The sequence below is a fragment of the Falsiroseomonas algicola genome (assembly GCF_011040385.1).
GTDB classification, from domain to species: Bacteria; Pseudomonadota; Alphaproteobacteria; order Acetobacterales; family Acetobacteraceae; genus Falsiroseomonas; species Falsiroseomonas algicola.
Window position 1 is genome coordinate 187,862 of record NZ_JAAIKB010000008.1, and the last position, 15,403, is coordinate 203,264.

14 protein-coding genes and 1 tRNA gene are annotated in these 15,403 nt (G+C 70.9%); 3 read left to right on the forward strand and 12 right to left on the reverse strand.

Features of this window, described 5'->3' with window-relative positions; genetic code table 11:
• The first annotated feature begins 10 nt into the window (after positions 1-10).
• On the forward strand, positions 11-1,045 hold the full coding sequence (locus tag G3576_RS19790; protein ID WP_164696164.1) for a 2OG-Fe(II) oxygenase family protein: 1,035 nt from the start codon (positions 11-13) through the stop codon (positions 1,043-1,045).
• Between the two features lie 69 nt (positions 1,046-1,114).
• Here the strand turns inward: G3576_RS19790 and G3576_RS19795 are convergent, their stop codons facing one another.
• The 6 genes from G3576_RS19795 to glmU all read right to left on the reverse strand — a co-directional run bounded on the left by G3576_RS19795 (position 1,115) and on the right by glmU (position 8,624).
• Positions 1,115-2,290: a beta/alpha barrel domain-containing protein gene (locus G3576_RS19795; RefSeq protein ID WP_164696254.1), complete on the reverse strand. Its 1,176-nt coding sequence runs from the start codon at positions 2,288-2,290 to the stop codon at positions 1,115-1,117.
• Positions 2,291-2,292: 2 nt separating this feature from the next.
• On the reverse strand, positions 2,293-3,675 hold the full coding sequence (locus tag G3576_RS19800) for a class II 3-deoxy-7-phosphoheptulonate synthase (RefSeq protein WP_164696165.1): 1,383 nt from the start codon (positions 3,673-3,675) through the stop codon (positions 2,293-2,295).
• A 62-nt stretch (positions 3,676-3,737) separates the two neighbouring features.
• Positions 3,738-5,114 carry a glutathione-disulfide reductase gene (gene gorA, locus G3576_RS19805; protein WP_164696166.1) on the reverse strand — a complete coding sequence of 459 codons (1,377 nt, stop codon included), beginning with the start codon at positions 5,112-5,114 and terminating at the stop codon, positions 3,738-3,740.
• 11 nt (positions 5,115-5,125) lie between these two features.
• Positions 5,126-5,767 (reverse strand): hypothetical protein, encoded by a 642-nt coding sequence (locus G3576_RS19810; RefSeq protein ID WP_164696167.1) that lies wholly within the window; start codon positions 5,765-5,767, stop codon positions 5,126-5,128.
• Positions 5,768-5,780: 13 nt separating this feature from the next.
• A complete protein-coding gene (gene gabD / locus G3576_RS19815) occupies positions 5,781-7,259 on the reverse strand; it encodes an NADP-dependent succinate-semialdehyde dehydrogenase (protein WP_164696168.1) in 1,479 nt (492 codons plus the stop codon).
• A gap of 57 nt (positions 7,260-7,316) precedes the next feature.
• Positions 7,317-8,624, reverse strand: coding sequence for a bifunctional UDP-N-acetylglucosamine diphosphorylase/glucosamine-1-phosphate N-acetyltransferase GlmU (glmU, locus tag G3576_RS19820; RefSeq protein ID WP_164696169.1), 1,308 nt, complete (start codon positions 8,622-8,624; stop codon positions 7,317-7,319).
• A 63-nt stretch (positions 8,625-8,687) separates the two neighbouring features.
• On the opposite strand from glmU, the gene G3576_RS19825 reads away from it, so the two are divergent.
• Positions 8,688-9,338: an HAD-IA family hydrolase gene (locus G3576_RS19825; RefSeq protein ID WP_164696170.1), complete on the forward strand. Its 651-nt coding sequence runs from the start codon at positions 8,688-8,690 to the stop codon at positions 9,336-9,338.
• Here G3576_RS19825 and G3576_RS19830 read toward each other — a convergent pair.
• Complete coding sequence (locus tag G3576_RS19830; protein WP_164696171.1) at positions 9,312-10,097, reverse strand: DUF3108 domain-containing protein; 786 nt, start codon at positions 10,095-10,097, stop codon at positions 9,312-9,314. The two genes, G3576_RS19825 and G3576_RS19830, sit on opposite strands and share 27 nt — an antisense overlap.
• Before the next feature lie 99 nt (positions 10,098-10,196).
• On the opposite strand from G3576_RS19830, the gene G3576_RS19835 reads away from it, so the two are divergent.
• Positions 10,197-10,271, forward strand: a tRNA-Val gene (locus G3576_RS19835).
• Between the two features lie 66 nt (positions 10,272-10,337).
• Here the strand turns inward: G3576_RS19835 and G3576_RS19840 are convergent.
• The 5 genes from G3576_RS19840 to hppD form a co-directional block, all read right to left on the reverse strand.
• Positions 10,338-10,880 carry an EF-hand domain-containing protein gene (locus G3576_RS19840; RefSeq protein WP_164696172.1) on the reverse strand — a complete coding sequence of 181 codons (543 nt, stop codon included), beginning with the start codon at positions 10,878-10,880 and terminating at the stop codon, positions 10,338-10,340.
• Between the two features lie 244 nt (positions 10,881-11,124).
• Positions 11,125-12,525 carry a M20/M25/M40 family metallo-hydrolase gene (locus G3576_RS19845; protein WP_164696255.1) on the reverse strand — a complete coding sequence of 467 codons (1,401 nt, stop codon included), beginning with the start codon at positions 12,523-12,525 and terminating at the stop codon, positions 11,125-11,127.
• Positions 12,526-12,600: 75 nt separating this feature from the next.
• A complete protein-coding gene (locus G3576_RS19850) occupies positions 12,601-12,885 on the reverse strand; it encodes a hypothetical protein (protein WP_164696173.1) in 285 nt (94 codons plus the stop codon).
• 91 nt (positions 12,886-12,976) lie between these two features.
• Entirely contained in the window at positions 12,977-14,125 is a 1,149-nt protein-coding gene (locus G3576_RS19855; RefSeq protein ID WP_164696174.1) for an acyl-CoA dehydrogenase family protein, read from the reverse strand.
• Positions 14,126-14,243: 118 nt separating this feature from the next.
• Complete coding sequence (gene hppD, locus G3576_RS19860; protein WP_164696175.1) at positions 14,244-15,350, reverse strand: 4-hydroxyphenylpyruvate dioxygenase; 1,107 nt, start codon at positions 15,348-15,350, stop codon at positions 14,244-14,246.
• Positions 15,351-15,403: the final 53 nt, after the last annotated feature.

The following is a 15,403-nucleotide window of genomic DNA, read 5'->3' on the forward strand; positions in this document are numbered from 1 at the left end:
AATGGCAGCCATGAGCGCGCCATCCCCCTTCCGTCCCGGCGATCTGCTGCCCCCCCTCGCCCTGCCGGATTCCGCCGGCCAGCCCTTCGACCTGGCCCAGCAGACCATCGCCGACCGCTACCGGGTGCTGCTGCTGGGGGAGGAGGCCGGGCGCCAGGCCGGCGATCCCGCCATCGCAAAAGCCGGGGCGGTGCCGATCGTGGTGCTGCCGCAGTCCCCGCCATCGAAGCTGGCCGCGTCCGGGCCGGTGCGGGTCTTCGACGCGGATCGGAAGCTGTTCCTGGGGCTCGGCCTGGCGGAGGGCGGCGTCGCGCTGGTGACGCCGCGCGGGCGGCTGGCCTATGCGGGTCAGGGCGGGGATGCGCTGGGGACGGCGCTGGCCCTGGTGCCGGCCCCTGCCCCGCCGGCACCGGTGCGGCGGGGGGGCGCGCCGGCGCTGATCATCCCGGACATCCTGGAGCCCGACTTCATCGCGGCATTGCTGGCGCATTGGGAGAAGGGCGAGAAATCGCAGGATCGCGTCGCGTCCTCCGCCGGCGGCGCGGGCGCGGGCAAGGTCGCGAATATCAAGCGCCGCGCGGATGTCTTCCTCGACGACCGGACGCTCTACGAAGGCTTCCAGCGCCGGATCGAGCGTCGCGTGGTGCCGGAGATGTGGCGCGCCTACCGCTTCCGCGCGGCCAGCTTCGAGGTGCCGCGCATCGGCTGCTACGACAGCGCCAATGCCGGCGCCTTCGGCGCCCACCGCGACAACCGCACGCCCTACACGGCGCATCGCCGCTTCGCGATGAGCCTGAACCTGAACACGGGCGACTACGAGGGGGGCACGCTGCGCTTCGGGGAGTTCGGGCCGGAGGAATACGAGCCGGAAGCGGGTGGCGCCGTGATCTTCTGCTGCGACCTGCTGCATGAGGCGCTGCCGGTCACGAAAGGCCGGCGCTTCGCGATCTTCACCTTCTTCACGGATGCGGAAGGGGCGCAGCAGGAAAGGAAGCTGATGGCGGAGGCGAAGGCGCGGGGGCAGGGTGGGGTGACGCTGCGGTAGCCCGGGGGGAACGCTGTTCCCCCCGTACCCCCCATGCCAGGGCCGTGACGGCCCTGGACCGTCGTGAGGTCAGGCGTGGCCGTCGCCGTTGCGCTTGCGCGCACCATTGCGGCGCAGCAGGAATTCGCGGCCGACCTTCACCCGCGGCGCGCCGTCATATTCGACGATGTCGGCCGTGGCGTAGGTCTCGCTCCAGGCCTCCGGGATGAAGCTGCCGGTGCCGACCACGTCGATCGGGGCCTTGGCCTCCGCCACCACGCGGCACTTGCCGACGCCGAAGCCGGAGGAGACGACGATCCGCACCTTGGGGTAGCCAGCCTCGTCCAGCGCCTCCCGCATCCGCCAGACCGCGGCGGCGGAAACGCCGGTGCCGACCAGGTGGCGCAACTCCGTCTCGCTGCGATAGCGCCGCACGGCCTGGGGGGCGTGACGTTCGAGGACGGCATAGCTCTCGCCGGGGTCCAGCCCCTCCAGGAACCGCCCGCCATGGGTGTCGAGCCGCACGGCGAGCCGCCCCGCCGCGGCCAGTTCGGGAAAGCGCGCGCAGACCGCGAGCGCATCCGTCACCTCCCGCCCGAAGTAGTCGACCAGCACCGTCAGGTCGCTGTCCGGAAACGTCTCGTGGAACATCTCGGCCGCGCGCACGGTGGTGCCGGCATAGCCGATCAGGGCATGCGGCATGGTGCCGAGCCCCCGCGCCGCGCCGAACCAATGCGCCGTCGCGTCATTGGCATTGCCGATGAAGCCCTTGGCCCCTTCCCGCTTGGCGGCGTTGCTGCCGATGGCGGCCGCATAGGCCATCATCTCCTGCATCTCCGCCCCCGCGCAGTGCCGAGCATCCATGGCGAGGAAGGGCACGCCCGGCAGTTCGAGGCACATCTGGTAGGCGTTATGCGCCGCGACGCAGGCGGCACCGAGCTTCTGCAGCAGCAGCGTCTCGAGGTCCGCGAGCTGTACGAAGGAGCCGGAGAGGTAGAAGATCGGGTCGCCCGCGCCGACCCAGTCACCCTCCCGGTGCATCAGCTCGATGTCGAAGCGGGTGCCGCGCGCCTGCGCCACCGCTTCCAGCCAGGCGGTGGCCAGGCGCGGGGCGGAGATCACCGGCCGCCGGAGGAACACCGCATAGGTGACGCGGCAATCCCCGAAGCGGGCGACGACGGCCTTGGTCCGGTTGAAATAGGTGTCGGTCCAGGCCTGGACGGCGTCCTCGGCCGGGGACGGGGTTTCCGCCCCCGGCTTGATCACGCTCACTGCGCGGCCTTGGCCGGCAGGGTGGCGGTGCCGGGGCGCCGCGCCTTCAGCTCCTCCGCGATCAGGAAGGCCAGTTCCAGCGACTGCTCGGCGTTCAGGCGCGGGTCGCAGAAGGTGGCGTAGTTGGCGGAGAGGTCGGCCTCGGTCAGGCGATGCGCGCCGCCCAGGCACTCCGTCACGTTCTGGCCCGTCATCTCCACATGCACGCCGCCGGGCACCGTGCCCTCCGCCGCATGGCAGTCGAAGAAGCCGCGCACCTCGCCGAGGATGGCGTCGAAGCTCCGCGTCTTGTAGGCGCCGGCCTTCACGCCGTTGCCATGCATGGGATCGCAGAGCCAGACCACGTTGCGGCCGGCCCGCTTCACCGCGCGCAGCAGGCCGGGCAGCTTGGCTTCCACCTTCTCCGCCCCCATGCGGGAGATGAGGGTGAGGCGCCCCTTCTCGTTCGCCGGGTTCAGGATCTCCGTGAGCTTCACCAGCTCATCGGCCTCCATGCTCGGCCCGACCTTCATGCCGATCGGGTTGGCGATGCCGCGCATGAATTCGACATGCGCGCCATCCGGCTGCCGCGTGCGGTCGCCGATCCAGAGGAAGTGCGCGGAGCAGGCGAAATGCCGCCCCGGATGCGTGCTGGGCTGGCGGGTGAGCGATTCCTCGAAGGGCAGCAGCAGCGCTTCGTGGGAGGTATAGAATTCCGTCTCCCGCACCTGCGGCAGGTCGGACATCCCGCAGGCGCCCATGAAGCGCAGCGTCTCGTCGATCCGGTGCGCGAGGCCGGCGTAGCGGTCGGCCAGCGGGCTGCGCGCGGCGAAGTCGAGGTTCCAGCGATGGACCTCATGCAGGTCCGCATAGCCGCCGGTCGCGAAGGCGCGCAGCAGGTTCAGCGTCGCCGCCGACTGGAGATAGGCGAATTCCATGCGGCCGGGATCGGGCACGCGGGCCTCGGCCGTGAAGTCGGGGCCGTTGACGATGTCGCCGCGGTAGGAGGGCAGCGTGATGCCGTCCACCGTCTCCGTATCGCTGCTGCGCGGCTTGGCGAACTGCCCGGCCATGCGGCCGAGCTTCACCACAGGCAGGGAGGCGCCGAAGGTCAGCACCACCGCCATCTGCAGCAGCACCCGGAAGGTGTCGCGGATGTTGTTGGCGTGGAATTCCGCGAAGCTCTCCGCGCAATCGCCGCCCTGGAGGACGAAGGCGTTCCCATCGCCCGCACGCGCCAGCTGGGCCTTCAGCCGATCAGCCTCGCCTGCAAAAACGAGGGGGGGAAATCGCCGGACCTTCTCCTCCATGGCCTTCAGCCGGGCCTGGTCGGGATATTCCGGCACCTGCCGGATGGGCATCGCCCGCCAGCCGTCCGGGGTCCACGCGCGCGCACTCATGTTCCTGGGCTCCACTCCGAACCAGGGACTGTAGCGGCAGCCCCGGCTTTCGCAAAACGTGACTACTCGGCCGCCGCCTTGACCCCGGCTTCGCGGGTGCGCGTGCGGAGCGTCACGAACTCCTCCGCCGCGGTCGGGTGGATGCCGATGGTGCGGTCGAAATCGGCCTTGGTCGCGCCCATGACCACCGCGATTCCAATGCCTTGCATGATCTCGGCGGCATCCTCCCCGATCATGTGCGCACCCAGCACCTTGTCCGTCCGCTGGCAGACGATGAGCTTCATGAGTGTCCGGCGGCCCTGGCGGCGGCTGATCGTGTGCCGCATGGGGGTGAAGCGGGTGACGTAGATGTCGACCGGGCCCTCGGCGGCGGCCTCGGCCTCCGAAAGGCCGACGGTGCCGATGGGGGGCGAGGTGAAGACGGCCGTCGGCACGTTGCGGTAGGAGGCGCGGCGGGGCTTGTTGCCGAACAGCGTATCCGCCAGCGCATGGCCGACCGCGGTCGCCATGGGGGTCAGGTTCACCCGGTCGATCACGTCGCCGATGGCGTAGATGTGCGGCTGGCTGGTCCGGTGGTCGTCATCGACGATGATGGCGCCGTCCTTGTCCACCGCCACCCCGGCCGCTTCCAGCCCGAGCTTCGCGGTGTAGGGCTTGCGGCCCGTGCAGAAGAACACCGCATCGGCTTCCCGCATCATGTTGTCGGCGGCGGTGACGATCACCTGGCCATCGACGCGGGCGAGCGAGGTCGGCGCGGCATTGGCGTTGAGGCGGATGCCCTGCGCCGTCATCGCCTCCACCAGCGCCTGGCGGATATCCTCGTCGAAGCCGCGCAGCGGCAGCGCCGCGCGGTACATGACATCGACCTCCGCCCCCAGCCCCTTCAGGATGCAGGCGAATTCGAGGGCGATGTAGCCGCCGCCCACCACCACCACGCGCTTCGGCAGTTCGGGCAGGGTGAAGAGGTCGTCGGAGATCAGGCCGATCTCCGCGCCCTGGATGTCGGGCCGGACGGCCTGGCCGCCGGTCGCGATGACGATGCGCTCCGCCGTCACGCGCTGGTCGCCGACCTGGATGGTGTGGGCATCGACCAGCGTCGCGCGGGCGTTGAAGATGGTGGCGCCGGCGCCCTGCAGCAGCTTGTCGTAGATGCTGGACAGGCGCGCGACCTCCGCGTCCCGCGCCTGCGCCAGCTTCGCCCAGTCGTGCCCTTCGGTGGTGACGGACCAGCCGAAGGCGGCGGCGTCTTCCGCCCACATGCCGTATTCCGCGGCGTTCACCATGATCTTCTTCGGCACGCAGCCGACATTGACGCAGGTGCCGCCCCAGAAGCGCTCCTCCGCGATCCCGACCCGCGCGCCATGGCCCGCCGAGATGCGCGCGCAGCGCACGCCGGCGGAGCCGCCGCCGATGACGAAGAGGTCGAAATCATAGGCCATGGGCGTGCCCTTCAGATGCCGGCGGGTGGCCCCGCGCTCGGCCCAGAGATGGCACTGTCCCGGCGCTTGATCCAGACCACCAGCATGGCCGCGCCGCCCGCCAGCATGAGCCAGGCAATCTGAGCGAAGGCGACCAGCATCAATCCAGGCAGCCCCGCCGAGGCACGGAACTTGAACCCGCCATCGGCCCGCAACCCGCCGGTATCGAGCGAGAGCGACCACAGGACCGCCAGGCTGAACACCACGCCGAACAAGGCCATCGCCCAGGGCCTGATCCGCCGCGCCCATGTCTGGGGCGAGGTTGCCACGCTTTGGCGGAAGTTCAGCGCCGCCTTTGCAGGCTTGGCCGCCACCCGAGCGATGAACAGCAAGCCCAGCGCCAGACCCGAGAGATGGCCGACCGCCAGCAGGTGGGCATTCACCATGCCCGGCACAGGATCGCCCTGCGCCGCATGCCCGGCCAGGATCACGGAGGCCAGGGGCAGCAATTCCTGGATCGCCGGCAGGCTCGGCGCCACCCAGGCGGCTGCCGCGCCCTCATGCACGAACCGCAGGAACGTCAGCGCCAGGCCATAGGGATAGGCCAGCAGCCCCACCAGCAGAAGCCAGCGCTGCGGCCCCGGCGGCAGCGCCGCGATCCAGTTCCGGATCACGGCGCCCAGCCCCTCAGGTCCCGATGCCGCCGAGCGCGAGGTACTTGATCTCGAGGTAGTCCTCGATCCCGTATTTGCTGCCCTCGCGCCCGAGGCCGCTCTGCTTCACGCCGCCGAAGGGTGCCACTTCGGTGGAGATGATGCCTTCATTGGCGCCGATGATGCCGGCCTCCAGCGCTTCCGAGACGCGGAAGATGCGGCCGATGTCGCGGGCATAGAAATAGGCGGCCAGGCCGAACTCGCTGTCATTGGCGAGCGCGATCGCCTCCTCCTCCGTCTTGAAGCGGAAGAGCGGTGCCACGGGGCCGAAGGTCTCCTCGCGGAAGACGATGGCCTCGGGGGGCACGTTGGCGAGGATTGTGGGCTCGAAGAAATTGCCGCCCTTCGCGTGGCGCTTGCCGCCGGTGACGATGGTGGCGCCCTTCGCGGTGGCGTCGGCGATGTGCTCCTCCACCTTCGCGACCGCATCGGCATTGATCAGCGGGCCCTGGGTCACGCCGGCTTCCATGCCGTTGCCGACGCGCAGACCCTCGACCGCCGTCTTCAGCTTGGCCGCGAAGGCGTCATAGACGCCGTCCTGCACCAGGATGCGGTTGGCGCAGACGCAGGTCTGGCCGGTGTTGCGGTACTTCGACGCCATGGCGCCCTGCACCGCGGCATCGAGGTCGGCGTCGTCGAAGACGATGAAGGGCGCGTTGCCGCCGAGTTCCATCGAGGTCTTCTTGATGGTCGGCGCGCATTGCGCCAGCAGCTTGCGGCCGACTTCCGTGGACCCGGTGAAGGACAGCTTGCGCACCAGCGGGTTGGAGGTCAGCTCGCCTCCCGTCTCGCCGGACGGGCCGGTGATGACGTTGCAGACGCCGGCCGGCATGCCCGCGCGTTCCGCCAGCACGGCCAGCGCCAGCGCCGAGAAGGGGGTCTGGGAGGCCGGGCGGATCACGCCGGTGCAGCCCGCGGCCCAGCCGGGGCCGGCCTTGCGGGTGATCATCGCGGCCGGGAAGTTCCAGGGGGTGATGGCGGCGAAGACGCCGATCGGCTCCTTCAGCACCAGCACGCGGCGGCCCTTCGCGTTCTGCGGGATGGTGTCGCCGTAGATCCGCTTCGCTTCCTCCGCGAACCATTCGATGAAGGAAGCGGCGTAGGCGACCTCCCCCTTCGCTTCCGCCAGCGGCTTGCCCTGCTCCGCCGTCATGATCGCGGCGAGGTCATCGGCATTGGCGAGCATCAGGTCGTTGAGCTTGCGGAGGATCGCGGCGCGTTCCTTGGCCAGCATGGCGCGCCAGGCGCCGAGCGCGGCGGCGGCGGCATCGATGGCGCGGCGGGTCTCCGCGGCGCCCATGGCGGGGACATGGCCCACCACCTCCCCGGTCGCGGGGTTGCGCACCGCGATGGTCTTGCCGCTATCGGCCTGGACCCACTGCCCGCCGATGAGATTGGCCTGGCGGAACAGGTCGGGGTCCTTCAGCGGCAGGCTGGCTGTGACGTCGAGCATGGTGTGTTCCTTCGTCCCTTCCCCAAGCGCGTCAGATAGGCGCGGCGCCCTGCATTTTCAGCGTGGCTGCTTGCCCTTGAAGCCGCGGCCGGGCTTGTTGACCTGGCGGCCCCGCGCCAGCGCCATGGCGTCGGCGGGCACATCCTCGACCACCACGCTGCCGGCGGCAACCAGGGCGCGGTCCCCGATGGTGACGGGCGCGACCAGCGCGCTGTCGGAGCCGATAAAGGCGCCCGCGCCGATGACGGTGCGGTGCTTGTTCACGCCATCGTAATTGCAGGTGATGGTGCCGGCGCCGATGTTGGCGCCCGCGCCGATCTCGGCATCGCCGAGATAGCTCAGGTGGTTGGCCTTGGCGCCGCGGCCGAGCACTGCGGCCTTGAGTTCCACGAAATTGCCGACATGCGCGTCATTCTCCACCAGCGTGCCGGGGCGGAGCCGGGCGAAGGGGCCGATGACGGCACCCGACTTCACCACGCAGCCCTCGAGGTGGCTGAAGGCGCGGATCTCGACATTGTCCTCCACCGTGACGCCGGGGCCGAAGACGACGTTCGGGCCGATGGTGACGTCCTGGCCGATGCGCGTGTCCCAGGACAGCACGACGCTTTCGGGCTGGATGAGGGTGGCGCCACCGGCCATGGCGGCGGCGCGCATCGCCTGCTGCGCCTCCGCCTCCGCCCCCGCCAGCTCCGCCCGGCTGTTGATGCCGCGCAGCTCCGCCTCCGGCGATTCCACCGCGACCACGCGGCGGCCGGCCGCGACGGCGAGGGCCACGACATCGGTCAGGTAGTATTCGCCCTTGGCATTGTCGTTCCGCACGGCGCGGAGCCAGGCGAAGAGGTCCTTCGCCGGGGCGCAGACCACGCCGGCATTGCAGAGGGGGATGGCGCGCTCGGCCTCCGTCGCATCCGCCCATTCGACGATGCGCTCCACATCGCCGGCGGCATTGGTGACCACGCGGCCATAGGCGCCCGGATTGGCGGGACGCATGGCGACCAGCGCCAGCCCCGCTTCCTGCCGCGCCGCGACCAGGCGCCGCAGCGTCTCCACCGTGATCAGCGGATTGTCGGCGTAGAGCACCGCGACATCACCCTCGGCCCCGTCCAGCAGCCCCGCCGCCTGCAAGGCCGCGTGCCCGGTGCCGAGGCGTTCCGCCTGCACCACCGTGGCATGGGGTGCCACGGCCTTCTCGAGCCCCGGCATGTCCGGTCCCACCACCACCACCGCCCGGTCGAAGACCTGCGTCGCGGCGGCCAGCAAATGCTGGACCATGGGGCGCCCCGCGATGGGGTGCAGCGCCTTCGGCAGGCGGGACCGCATGCGGGTGCCGAGGCCGGCGGCGAGGATCAGGGCGGTGCTGGGCATGTCCACGCGTAATCCCGCCACGCCCCCTTCCGCAACCCTCGCCCCGACCGTAGGAGGGCGGGCATGACACGCATCGCCGTCTTCGACCTCGATGGCACGCTGGTGGACAGCGCGCCGGACCTCCATGCCTCGCTCGACCGGCTGATGGCGCTGCGCGGCCTGCCGGGCTTCGTGCGGGCGGAGGTGGTCGCCATGATCGGCGATGGCGCCAAGGTGCTGGTGGAACGCGCCCTCGCCGCCCGTGGCCAGCCCTTCGACCCGGCGGCGCTGGCGTGGTTCCTGGAGGATTACGGCGCCAACGCAATGGTGGAGACCGCCGCCTTCGACGGGATCGCGGAGGTCCTGGCCACGCTGAAGGCCGAGGGCTGGCGGATGGCGGTCTGCACCAACAAGCCGGTTGCACCCGCCCGGACGCTGCTGGCCGGGCTCGGCATCGACCACTATTTCGACGCCATCGGCGGCGGCGATTCCTACCCCGTCCGCAAGCCCGATCCCGCCCATCTGCTGGCGACGCTGCGGGACGCGGGCGGCGAGGCACGGGACGCCATCATGATCGGCGACCACCACAACGACGTCGCCGCCGGCACCGGTGCCGGGCTGCCGGTGATCTTCGCGGGTTGGGGCTATGGGCCGGTCAGCATGGCCGCGGGCGCGCCGGTGGCCGCGACGCCGGCCGACCTGCTGCCGCTACTGCGCACGGGCCTGCTGGCCTAGCGGTTCCGCCTTCAGCAGCACCGCCGTGGCGGTGCCGAACCAGCGGGACGGCATCTCGACCCGCACCGGGATGGGCGGCGCGCCGGCAAAGGGGGATGCTACCCAGGCGGTGCCAGGCGTCGGACGGCCTTCATCGCCGCTGCCATCCTTGCGGAAGCCCGCGACCACCCGCGCCTCGAAGCCGCAGCGCAGCGCATCCCCATGCCAGGCATTGCGGGAGGGGAAGATGCGTTCCCAGCCGGCGCTGCGGCTGGTGTAGTCGCTGCGACGGCGGCCATCGAAGACGGCGGCCTGGCCGTCGCAGCGCCCCGTCGCCGCGATGGCGCGGGACAGCTGCGCGAGGGCGGAGAGCGCATCGACGGTGCCGCGCTGGAGCTCGGCGGGCACTTCCTCCCGCTCCTCGGCATTCGGGGGCACCATCTCCCGCACCACCGGCTCGCCGCCGCGCCAATCCAGCGCCGTGCGCCGTGGCCGGCCGCGCCAGGCACCTTCCGAGACGTAGGAGGCCGGCGTGGCCAGGGCGCCCTGCCAGGCGCCGGCGACGCGCGTCACCTGCTCCCCGGGCGCGAAGACGGCGGCGATGCCGCGGGTGCGGATGGCGGTGGCCAGGCGATAGCCGCCCGGCGTGACCTCCATCTCCGCCTCCATGGTCAGCACGACCATGCCGGCCGCATGCACCTCATAGGTCGCGCGAAGCGGCTGCGCCGTGGCGGGCAGCGCGGCGAGGATGGCGGCGGCAGCAGGCAGGATGTGGCGCATGAGGCCCCATATCGGCGGCGCGGCGCGGATGCCAAGCATCAACTTGCCGGGCGCTTGACACCCCCCACCCCGTCGCCCTATCCAGCCGCACCCGGGGATGGGCGCGTAGCTCAGCGGGAGAGCATTCGCTTCACACGCGAAGGGTCACAGGTTCAATCCCTGTCGCGCCCACCATTCCCCCAGGGTTCCTCACATCGATGGCGTGGCAGGGAAGCCCCGAAGGGCTTCCCCAGGTTACGCTCAGTTGGCCGGCGGCGCGCCCGGGCCGCGGCGCTCGCCAGGGCCCGCATGGTGGTGGCGCGGGCCGCGATGCTCCGGCCGCACCTCCTCCCGGGTCAGCGCGCCATCGGCGTTCGTGTCACGCGCCCGGAACATCGCCTCCGCGAAGGGGGAGATCTCCTGCAGCGTCACGCGGCCATCGCCATTCGCGTCCACAGCGCGGAACATGGCGGCGCCATGCTGTTCCGCCCGCGGTGACGGCGCCCGCCCGCCCATGCGGGCCTGCGCGTAGGCCTTGAACTCCTCCAGCGAGACACCGCCATCGCGGTTGGCGTCCACTTCCTGGAAACGTCCGGCGAGCCAGGCGCGGCCTTCCTCCAGCGTCACGCGGCCATCATTGTTGGCGTCGGCGCGGGCGAAGGCCTCCCCCACCGCGAAGCCGCGGCCACCGCCCGGGGGCGGGCCGCCAGCGCCCGGCGCGGGCTGCGCCAGGACGGGCAGCGCGCCGGCCGCCAGGATGAGCGCCGCGCCGGCCAGCAGGCCGATCTTCGTCTTCGATGCCATGGTCCAGTTCTCCTTGTTGCCGGCCTAACGCCGGTACGAGGAGGAAGATGGGCATGGCTTGAAACAGGGGCGTGTCCGGCGGGGTGTCGGTGCGTGAGGAACGGTAACCGGCTTATCAGCCCTCAGGCGCCGGGCGCGCGCTCCGCGCGCTTGGCTCGTCGTGCCGAAGGCACGCCTCCGGCGTGACGGACTACCGGCGGGCCGCATTCGCGGCCTCGGCCGCCTGAGGCGGCCGCCAAGCCGTTCAGCCTCGGGGTGGCGTGCCCCCCTCGCCCAGGTCCCACCACATCCCCGCGAAGCCCGCGATGCCTTCCCGCGCCGCGGCGATCAGCAGGTGCTCATCGGGCCCGTGCTGCTTGCAGCCATTGTAGCTGTGCGGCACCCAGACCAGCGGCACGCCGAGATGGTCCACGAAGACATCGCCCGGCAGGCCGCCGGAGCTGTTCGGGATGATCTGCACCGGCTTGTCCAGGGTGCGCATCAGCGATTCATGCGCCCAGCGCACCCAGGGATGGTCCGGCGCCGTGCGGCTGGCGGGCATGCGGATGCCCGGGTTCTCGATCGCAACCTCCCGCAGCCCATGCGCATCGAGATGCGCGCGCAGCGCGGGCAGGAAATCGGCCGGGTCGCTGTCCACGGTGTAGCGGATCTGGCAATGCGCGCGGGCATCGGGCGCCACCGCATTCACCGGATTGTCCGGGCGGCCGGAGGTCATTGCGAGGACGATGAAGCTGTTCCAGCCATAGATCTTCTCGGCCGCGGTCAAATTGGGCTCGCCCCAGCCCGCATCGATCGTGGCCGCGCCGTCGCCGCCGCCCACCGGGCAGCCATCCAGCACGCCCTTCACCGCGGCCGGCACGCCGTTCTTCGGCAGCCAGTCCCGCACCAGGATCTTCCCCTCCCGGTCCATGATGGTGGAGAGCGCATGGGCGAGGATGATGGCGGGGTCGGTCGTCAGCCCGCCCCAATGGCCGGAATGCACGCCGCCCGCGCGCAGCCGCACCGCCAGGTCGAAATGGAAGGTGCCGCGCGTGCCGGTCGCGATGGTCGGCACGCCGGGCTCCACGCGGGGGCCGTCGGAGGCGATCAGCGCATCGGCCGAGAGTTCCGATGCATGGGCGGCGACGAATTCGCGCAGGCCCTTGGAGCCGCGTTCCTCCGCCGTCTCGATCACCAGCTTGATGTTGGCGCCGAGCCGCCCGCCGCGTTCCGCCAGCACCGCCTCCAGCGCCGCGATGTTCAGCGCATGCTGGCCCTTGTTGTCGGCGGTGCCGCGGCCGTACCAGCGGCCATCCTCGGTCGTGACGGTCCAGGGGTCGAGGCCCTCGCGCCACTGGTCGGCCAGGCCGCGGACCGTGTCGCCATGCCCGTAGAGGAGGACGGTCGGCAGGGCGGGATCCTCGATCCGCGCGCCCATCAGGATGGGGCCGAAGCCCGGCAGCGGGTTCGGGTGGATGGAGACGGCGAAGCCGAGGCGCTTCAGCCAGGGCTCCATCGTCTGCGCCAGGTAGGCATCAAGGGCGGGGGCCGATTCCGGCTCCTGCGAGGTGGAGGGGATGGCGACGAGGGAGCGGAGTAACTGCTCGAACCCCCCCTCGTCGAAGAAGGTCAAAGCGCGCCCGATGGCCCCGCCGCGTGTGCCCATCACGATGATCAGTTCCGAGTGGTGAAGAGGCCGGGAGGATGGCCCAGCCGGCCGGACGGGTCCAGCGAGGCCCCTTTACCGCGTGCTGGCGGGCGCGCCGGTGCCGCCGCCGGAACCCGGGCTGGTCGCGCCCAGCAGCACCGCGCCGGCCACCGGCAACAGGGCGGGCAGGAAGGCGCCGAGGCCCGGGCCGGCCGGCAGGACCACGGCAGGCGGCGGGACGACGACCGGGGGCGGGGGCGGCGGCGGGACGCGGACCGGGGCCGCGGGCCGGGGCAATGCCTGGCCGCGCGGGGCGACCACCACTACCTCATCCGCCGGCACGACCATGCTGCGCAGCGGCTGGGCGCCAGCCGGCATCACCACAACCAGCGCGACAATAAAGGACCGCACGATCATCGCGCCAGGATAGAACAGCGCCCTCGGCCAAGCCAGCACTAAGCCGCGGGGGTCAGCGGCCCAGCATGGAGCGGGCGATGATCAGGCGCATGATCTCGTTGGTGCCTTCCAGGATGCGATGGACGCGAAGGTCCCGCACGATCTTCTCGATCCCGTAATCCGCGAGGTAGCCATAGCCGCCGAGGAGCTGCAGCGCCTCATCCGCCACGCGGAAGCCGGTATCGGTCGCGAAGCGCTTGGCCATGGCGCAGAAGGCGGTGGCGTCCGGCGCGCCGGCATCGAGCTTGGCGCAGGCGCGCCACATCAGGGTGCGCGCCGCCTCCAGCTCCGTCGCCATGTCGGCCAGGCGGAACTGCGTCGCCTGGAAGCGGGCGATTTCCTGCCCGAAGGCGCGGCGGTCGCGGACATAGGCCAGCGCCTTGTCGATCGCCGCCTGGGCGCCGCCGACCGAGCAGGCGGCGATGTTGAGGCGGCCGCCATCGAGGCCGCTCATGGCGTAGCGGAAGCCCTGACCTTCCTCGCCCAGCAGCGCATCGGCGGGGATGCGTGCCTCCTCAAGGATCACCTGGCGGGTCGGCTGGGCGTTCCAGCCCATCTTCTTCTCGTTCGCCCCGAAGGAGAGGCCTTGCGTGTCCTTCGGCACCAGGAAGGCGGAGACGCCGCCCGCCCCCGCGCCGCCGCTCCGCGCCATCACGAGATAGAGGTCGGAGACGCCTGCGCCGCTGATGAACTGCTTGGTCCCGTTGAGGGCATAGCCCTGGTTGTCCCGCGTGGCGCGCGTGGCCAGCGCCGCCGCATCGCTGCCGGCGGCGGGCTCCGTCAGGCAGTAGCTGGCGATGTGTTCCATGGTGAGGAGCGAGGGCAGCCATGCCGCGCGCTGCGCGTCGCTGCCGTAGCGGTCGATCATCCAGGCGACCATGTTGTGGATTGAGAGGAAGGCCGAGATGGTGGGGCAGCCCGTCGCCAGCGCCTCGAACACCACCGCCGCGTCGAGCCGCGTGAGGCCGGCGCCGCCCGATTCCTCACGGACGTAGAGCCCGGCCATGCCGAGCGCGGCCGCTTCCCGCAGCACGTCCAGGGGCAGGTGCCGTTTCTCGTCCCATTCGAGGGCATGGGGCGCCAGGCGATCGGCCGCGAAGGCGAGTGCGGTGTCGCGCAGTTCGCGGGTGGCTTCGGGCAGCTCGAACAGGCTGTCGGACATGGCGGTTCCTCCCCCGCGACTATGGCCGCCCCCGCCCGCCACGCCCATCCCCCGACGGTCCAGGGGCGTCTCGCCCCTGGCAGGGGGTTGCAGGGGGACGGCGTCCCCCTGCGTCCCGTCAGGCCGCGTCCGCCTTCAGCACGCCGCGGCGGATCTGGTCGAGCTCGATGCTCTCGAACAGCGCGCGGAAGTTCCCCTCGCCGAAGCCCTGGTCGCCTTCGCGCTTGATCAGCTCGAAGAAGATCGGGCCGATGACGTTCTCGGTGAAGATCTGCAGCAGGCGCCCGCCTTCCGGCGTCGGCGCGCCATCGACGAGGACGCGGTTGCGGCGGAGGCGATCGATATCCGCCGCCGTGGACGGGATGCGGCCGGGCAGCAGCTCATAATAGGTCTCCGGCGTGTCGAGGAAGCGGATGCCGCCGCCGCGCATGCCTTCGACGCTCGCATGGATGTCGGTGGTGCCGAGTGCGACGTGCTGGATGCCCTCGCCATTGTAGACGCGGAGGTATTCCTCGATCTGCGACTTGTCGTCGCTGCTTTCGTTGATCGGGATCCGGATCTGGCCGCAGGGGGAGGTGAGCGCGCGGGACTTGAGGCCCGTCAGCTTCCCCTCGATGTCGAAGTAGCGGATTTCCTGGAAGTTGAAGAGCTTCGCGTAGAACTGCCACCAGACATCCATGCGGCCGCGATGCACGTTGTGGGTGAGGTGGTCGATGACCGTGAGGCCCTGGCCCTTCGGCGCCGGGTTCGGGGCGCCGGTCCAGCGGAAATCGACGTCATAGATCGTGCCGCGCGGGCCGTAGCGATCGACGAAATAGAGCAGCGATCCGCCGATGCCCTCGATGGCCGGGATGTTGAGTTCCATCGGGCCCACGCGGTGCGTCACCGGCTTCGCGCCGAGCGCGATGGCGCGCTGGTAGGCCGCGGCGGCGTCGGCCACGCGGAAGGCCATGGCGCAGGCGCAGGGGCCGTGCACGCGGGCGAAGGATTGCGCGAAGCTCTCGGGCTCCGCGTTCAGGATGAAGTTGATGTCCCCCTGGCGCCACAGCGTGACGGCCTTGGACCGGTGCTTCGCCACGGCGGCGAAGCCCATGCGGGTGAAGAGGGATTCCAGCGCCGCGGTATCCGGCCCCGTGAACTCCACGAATTCGAAGCCATCCGTGCCCATCGGGTTGGCGTCGGAGATCTCGCCAGCATAGGCGGTGCGATCGGGGGGGATGTCCATGGTTCGGCTTCCTCGCTTGGGATGCCATCATGGTAGGGCGGGGAAAGGGGTGA